At 76.7% G+C, this 6,403-nt stretch carries 5 protein-coding genes; 2 read left to right on the top strand and 3 right to left on the bottom strand.

From position 1 onward, the window contains the following. Positions 1 to 262: 262 nt before the first annotated feature. On the top strand, positions 263 to 1,621 hold the full coding sequence (locus ACIQI7_RS17025) for a DUF2252 domain-containing protein (protein ID WP_401110289.1): 1,359 nt from the start codon (positions 263 to 265) through the stop codon (positions 1,619 to 1,621). Positions 1,622 to 1,722: 101 nt separating this feature from the next. On the opposite strand, the gene ACIQI7_RS17020 is transcribed toward ACIQI7_RS17025, so the two are convergent. The 3 genes from ACIQI7_RS17020 to ACIQI7_RS17010 form a co-directional block, all read right to left on the bottom strand. Beyond that, entirely contained in the window at positions 1,723 to 2,871 is a 1,149-nt protein-coding gene (locus ACIQI7_RS17020) for a Cmx/CmrA family chloramphenicol efflux MFS transporter (RefSeq protein ID WP_401110287.1), read from the bottom strand. 305 nt (positions 2,872 to 3,176) lie between these two features. Continuing rightward, entirely contained in the window at positions 3,177 to 4,085 is a 909-nt protein-coding gene (locus tag ACIQI7_RS17015; protein ID WP_401110285.1) for a diacylglycerol kinase, read from the bottom strand. Next, positions 4,082 to 5,650, bottom strand: coding sequence for an FAD-binding oxidoreductase (locus tag ACIQI7_RS17010; protein WP_401110282.1), 1,569 nt, complete (start codon positions 5,648 to 5,650; stop codon positions 4,082 to 4,084). The genes ACIQI7_RS17015 and ACIQI7_RS17010 overlap by 4 nt, the downstream gene beginning before the upstream one ends. Before the next feature lie 74 nt (positions 5,651 to 5,724). Between ACIQI7_RS17010 and ACIQI7_RS17005 the strand changes: the two genes are divergently transcribed. Further along, entirely contained in the window at positions 5,725 to 6,342 is a 618-nt protein-coding gene (locus ACIQI7_RS17005; protein WP_401110279.1) for a TetR/AcrR family transcriptional regulator, read from the top strand. The last annotated feature ends 61 nt before the right edge of the window (positions 6,343 to 6,403 follow it).

Here is a 6,403-nt window from a genome sequence, read left to right as displayed (position 1 = left end):
CGGCGGGTGGGGCGGGGGCGCGGCCCCCCTTTCGGGCCCCCCCCCCCCTCGCGGGGGCCGGGGGGGGCCCCCGGGGGGCGGGGGGGGGTGGGGGGGGCCCCCCCCGGGGGGGCGCCCCCCCCGGGGCGGGGGGGCCCGCCGCTCGGTGAGGGCCGCCCGCTTCACCCGGACGGCGGAGGGCCGGAGGGCGCGCGCTGCGCCCTCCGGCCCTCCTGTCCTAGCGTCGCGGGAAGGGGACCCCGCTGACGGACGGAGCCGCCGCATGACCACCCCCGCCGAACGCCGCCGGCGCGGTCGGGCCGCCCGGGAGCGCGTCTCCCGCTCCGCCCACGGCCGGTGGATCCCCGCCGCCGACCGGCCCGACCCGCTCGGCGTCCTGGAGCGGCAGGGCGAGGACCGGGTCGCCCGGCTGCTGCCGATCCGCTACGGGCGGATGGCGGAGAGCCCGTTCGCCTACCTGCGCGGCGCCGCCGCCGTCCTGGCGGCCGACCTCGGCGCCCTCCCCGAGACCGGGCTCACCGTCCAGCTCTGCGGCGACGCCCACCTGTCGAACTTCGGCGTGTACGCCTCGCCGGAGCGGGCACTGCTCTTCGACGTCAACGACTTCGACGAGACCTTCCCCGGCCCCTTCGAATGGGACGTCAAGCGGCTCGCCGCCAGCGTCGCCGTCGCCGCCCGGGACAACGGCCTGGACGAACGGCGGGTACGGCGGGCCGCGCTCGCCGCCGTCCACGGGTACGCGGGCGCCATGCGGCGACTGGCCGGGATGGGCGAACTCGACGTCTGGTACGCCCGGGTGGACACCGCCGACCTGCCGGCCGTGCTGCGCGGGCCGAAGCGGCGCGCACGGGTCGAGGCCGACCTCGCCCACGCCCGGCGCCGCACCAGCCTCCAGGCCTTCGACAAGCTCACCGAGGAACGGGACGGGCGGCGCCGGATCATCAGCGAGCCGCCGCTGATCGAACCGCTGAAACCGACCGAACTGCGCGACCTCGGAAAGGTGTTCAGCGACTACCGGTCGACCCTCGCGGAGGAGCGCCGGGTGCTGCTGGACCGCTACCGCTTCGTCGACGCGGCCACCAAGGTGGTCGGCGTGGGCAGCGTCGGCACCCGCTGCTTCGTCGTGCTGCTGGAGGGCCGGGACGGCCGCGACCCGTTGTTCCTCCAGCTCAAGGAGGCCGGCCGGTCGGTGCTGGAGGAACACCTGCCGGCGCTGCGGGCGGACGCCGAGGTGGTCGCCCACCACGGCGGTCGCCGGGTCGTCACCGGGCAGCGCCTGATGCAGGCCGCCAGCGACATCTTCCTCGGCTGGACCACCGGCCCCGCCGGGCGCCACTTCTACGGGCGCCAACTGCGCGACATGAAGGGCTCGACGGACATCGCCGACCTCCGGCCCGCCGGCCTGCGCGCCTACGCCGACCTCTGCGGCCGCACCCTCGCCCGCGCCCACGCCCGCACCGGCGACCGCCTCGCCATCGCCGGCTACCTGGGCGGCGCGGACATCTTCGCCGAGGCGGTCGCCGACTTCGCCGTGCGCTACGCGGACCGGACGGAGGCCGACCACGGCGAACTGGTGGCGGCGATCGCGGACGGGCGGGTGACGGCGGCCCCGGGGGTGTGAACCGGGGCCGCCGTGGTCCGACGCCCGGGCCCTGGCGTCCGTTTTCCGACGCCCGCGCGCTGGCGTCCGCGATCAGACGTCCGTGGTGCGACGCGGGTGGTTCAGGCGAACCGCGGCCGGACCGTCGCCACCAGCAGCGCCGCTGCGACCAGCAGGCCGCCGGCGTAGAACGGCCCGAGGCCGCCGGCCGCCGTGCCGAGGGCGGCGGCGGCGAGCAGCGGTCCCGCGGTGGCACCGAGGTTGAGCGCGGCGGTGGCGTAGGCGCCCGCCAGGGTGGGGGAGCCCGCGGCCTCGTACAGCACCCGGGTGATCAGCGTGCCGCCGACGGCGAAGGACAGCGCGCCCAGCAGGAACACCAGCGGCAGCAGGGCGCCCGGTGCGTCCGCCAGGACGGCCAGCGCGGGCCAGCCCGCCAGCAGCAGCGGGCCGCCGACGGCGAGCACCCGGCCCGGGTGCCGGTCCGCGAGCCGTCCGGCGGCGGTGACCCCCGCGAACGACCCGGCGCCGAACAGCACCAGCGCGACCGGCACCCACGGCTCGCCCAGCCCGGCGGGGCCGGTCACCACGGGGGCGAGGAAGGTGAAGCCGCCGAAGGTCGCCGCGTTCACCAGCGCGGCGAGCAGCATCGCGCGGAGCAGCCGGGGGCGGCGCAGCTCCGCGACCTCCGTCCGCAGCGCCGGAGCGCAGTGCCGGTCGGCCGGAGCGGCGACGGCCGGCAGGCCCTTGGCGATCCCGACGGCGGCCGGCAGGCAGAGCAGCGCGACGGCCCAGAACGCGGCGCGCCACCCGAACAGCGCGCCCAGCACCGCCCCGCCCGGGACGCCGGCCACCGTGGCCACCGTCGTCCCCGACAGCAGGACCGCGAGCGCCCGTCCCTTCCGGTCCGCCGGGACGAGGGACGCGGCGGTGGTCAGGGCCACCGCCAGGAACCCGGCATCGGCGAGCGCGGCCACCACCCGGGTCGCGAACAGCACCGGGAAGCTCCCGGTGACGGCCCCGACGGCGTGCGCCGCCGCGAAGACCAGGACGAACCCGAGCAGGCTGCCGCGCTCCGGCAGCCGGCGGGCGAGGGCGGCCGTCAGCGGCGCGCCGACCACCATCCCGGCGGCGAAGGCCGAGGTCAGCCCGCCGGCCGTACCGACGGTGACGCCGAGGTCGGCGGCGAGGCCGGGCAGCAGTCCGGCGAGCATGAACTCCGAGGTGCCCATGGCGAACACGGCCAGGGCGAGCAGGTAGAGCGGAAGGGGCATCGAGAGGCTCCGAGGAGGCGGTGGGAACGAGGAAGGGACGTCTCGTCACCGCACGCGCAGCCCCCGGGCGGCGCAGGCGTGGCGCTCGCTCGGTCTCGGTGGTTCGGCGTTACCGGGTTTCAGGGGGCTGACGGCGCGTGACCGAAAGCCCCCACCCTGGATGCCTCAGGGCTCGACATGCCCGCAGGCTACCCGACCGTCCGACGTCGAAGCACCCGGTTTTTCCGGTCGCCTGTTCCGAGGTCCGCGCACCCCCCGGAGTGCGCGGACCTCCGCCGTCGCGGCCGGGCCGCGACGGCGGCGCCTCACGGCACCAGTATCCGCAGGGCGCCCTTCGCCACCGCGACCTCCACCGGGAGGGAGGCGATGAACTCCCCGTCGGCGTAGGCGGTGATGCCGGGGGACTCGATCCGCAGGGACTCGGTGCGCAGCGTGGTGACCTCGGGGTGTCCCACGTGGGTGCCCTTGAAGAGGGTGGGGAAGAAGCGGGCGATGCGCAGCCGGGGCATGGCGTCGACCAGGGTGAGGTCGAGCAGCCCGTCGTCGGGGAGGGCGGCGGGGCACATCAGCATGCCGCCGCCGTAGCTGCGGGTGTTGCCGACGGCGGCCAGGGTGAGGTCGCGTTCGATGACGGTGCCGTCGGCGAGGGTGATCCGGAACGGCAGCGGGCGCAGGTTGGCGAACTCGGCGAGGATGGCGAGGTTGTAGCGCATCCGGCCGCGCGGCCAGCGCAGCCGGTTGGCGCGGTCGCTGACGAGGGAGTCGAAGCCGGTGGCGAGGACGGAGCCGTACCAGCGGACGGCGCCGTCGGGGCCGGTGATCCGGCCGAGGTCGACGCCTCGGGTGCGCCCGGCGGCGATGACGTCGGCGGCGGCCTCGGGGGCGCCGAGCGGCAGCCCGTACTCGCGGGCGTGGTCGTTGCCGGTGCCGGCCGGTACCACGCCGAGCGGGACGGGGGTGCCGGCGAGGGCCTGGAGGGCAAGGTTGATCATGCCGTCGCCGCCGACCACCGCCACCGCGTCCACGCCGTCGGCCGCGGCCTCGCGGGCGAGGCGGACGGCGTCCTCGGGGGAGCGGCCGGCGTGCGGTTCGACCTGGACGCCGAGGGCCCGCAGCCGGGCGGTGGCCCGGTGGGCGGCGGGTTCGGCGTGGCCGATGCCCGCCGCCGGGTTGGTGAGAACGGCGACCCTGCGGACGGTTCTCACGCCGGTCACGGGATCAGCTTGCCGGGGTTGAGGATGCCCGCCGGGTCGAGTTCGGCCTTGACGGCGCGCAGGATGCGCACGCCGAGCTCGCCGACCTCGTCGGTCATCCAGGGCCGGTGGTCGGCGCCGACGGCGTGGTGGTGGCTGATGGTGCCGCCGGCGCCGAGGATGGCGTCCCCAGCGGCGCGCTTGGCGGTGCCCCAGCGGGTGAGCGGGTCCTCGCCGAGGGCGGCGACCACGGTGAAGTAGAGCGAGGCGCCGGTCGGGTAGACGTGCGAGACGTGGCAGAGCACGAGGGAGCCGGGCAGGGCCGTGGCGAGCGCCTCGGTGACGGCGACCCGCAGGGCGGGCAGCCGGCTCCAGCTGGTCGCGGTCTCCAGGGTCTCGCAGAGCGCGCCCGCGCTGAGCAGCGAGTCGCGCAGGTAGGGGGCGTTGAACCGGCCGTGCTCCCAGGCCCGGGCCGGGGCTTCGCCGAGCGAGGTGCCGCCGGCGGCGAGCAGGGCGTCGCGGGTGAGCTGCTGCCGGGCGGCGACCTGGGCCGCGCTGCCCTCGAAGACGGTGACGGCCAGGCAGCCGGTGACCGCCGGGGCGCCGCCGATCTGCTCGGTCATGGCCAGGTTGACCATGGTCTCGGCCTCGTCGGAGAGCCGGATCACGGTCGGGCCGGTGCCCTGCTGCTCGACGGCGCGCAGCGCGGTGGTGCCGGTGGCGAAGTCGGGGAAGCTCCACGCCTCGTACGCCTTGACGGCGGGCAGCGGGTGGACCCGCAGCCGGACGGCGGTGATCACGCCGAGGGTGCCCTCGGAGCCGAGGAAGAGCTGGCGCAGGTCGGGGCCGGCGGCGGAGGCGGGGGCGCGGCCGAGGTCGAGCACCCCGCTGGGGGTGACGACGCGCAGCCCGCGCACCATCTCGTCGAAGCGCCCGTACCCGGCGGAGTCCTGGCCGGAGGAGCGGGTGGCCGCGAAGCCGCCGATGGTGGCGTAGCGGAAGCTCTGCGGGTAGTGGCCGAGTTCCCAGCCGCGCTCGGCGAGCAGCTGTTCGGCGGCGGGGCCGGTGAGGCCGGCGCCGAGGACGGCCTCGCCGGAGGTCTCGTCCAGGTCGAGCAGCCGGTCGAAGCGGCGCAGGTCGAGGGAGACGACGGCGTGGAAGGCGCCGCGCTCGGGGTCGAGGCCGCCGACCACGCTGGTGCCGCCGCCGAACGGGACGACGGCGATGCGGCGTTCGGCGCACACCGCGAGGACGGCGGTGACCTCCTGCTCGCTGCCGGGCAGCACGACGGCGTCGGGCGCGTCCTGGGGTTCGCGGCTGCGGCGGCGCAGCAGGTCGGGGGTGGACTTGCCGCCGGCGCGCGGCAGCCGGTCGGCGTCGGCGGCGCTGACGTGCGCCTCGCCGACGGCGGCGGCGAGCGCCTTGAGGTCCTCGGCGGAGATCCGGGACGGGTGCAGCACGACCTCGTCGGCGCCCGGCCCGGGGGCGGCGTCGCCGGTGACGCCGAGGGCGGCGGCGAGCAGACCCTTGATGTCGGCGGACAGCTCCTTGGCGAGCGTCGGGTCGCCCCAGGCGTCCCACTTCATCGGGGGGAGCGGAAGTGCGGCGCCGGCCGGTTCCGCTTGCGTCTCAGGTGCCATGCGTTACAGTTTCACACATCATGTCAAGTAGTAACGCCGAGCCGTCGAGTGCGGCCGATCAGCCCAGCGGCACCGAGCCGCGCAGCACCGACGACACGATCCTGGACGCCGCCGCCGACCTGATCGTCCACCTCGGCGTGCGCCGCACCCAGCTCGCCGAGATCGCCCGCCGCGCCGGGGTCAGCCGCCCGACCGTCTACCGCCGCTGGCCCGACGTCCGGGCGGTGATCGGCGCGCTGCTCACCCGGGAGATCCTCGCCACCCTGGCCGCCACCGCGCAGGCCGGCCGCGACCGGGAGGCCTTCGTCGAGCGGACCGTCGACATCGCCGTCCGGCTGCGCGACCACCCGGTGATCGGCGCGCTGCTGCGCTCCGACGACTCCGACCTGCTGCTCGAGTACGTCGTCGAGCGGCTCGGCGCCAGCCAGCGCGGACTGCTGGAGGCGCTGCGCACCGGCATCGAGCAGGGCCAGGCGCACGGCTCGATCCGGGCCGGCGAGCCGCTCGAACTGGCCGCCATGGTCCTGCTGATCGCCCAGTCCACCGTCCAGTCGCACCGCATGGTCGCCTCCCTGCTGCCCGAGGCGGCCTGGCGGCGCGAACTGGCCAGAGCACTGAACGGATACCTCGCGCCGTGACCCCCACCCCAGGCCCGCACGCCGACCGGTACCCGGGCCCGCACGCCGGGCCGTACGCCGA

It is taken from the genome of Kitasatospora sp. NPDC092039 (assembly GCF_044756065.1).
Classification (GTDB): Bacteria; Actinomycetota; Actinomycetes; order Streptomycetales; family Streptomycetaceae; genus Kitasatospora.
Note: the sequence above shows the minus strand (reverse complement) of the source record. Positions and strands in the feature narration are given on the sequence as shown.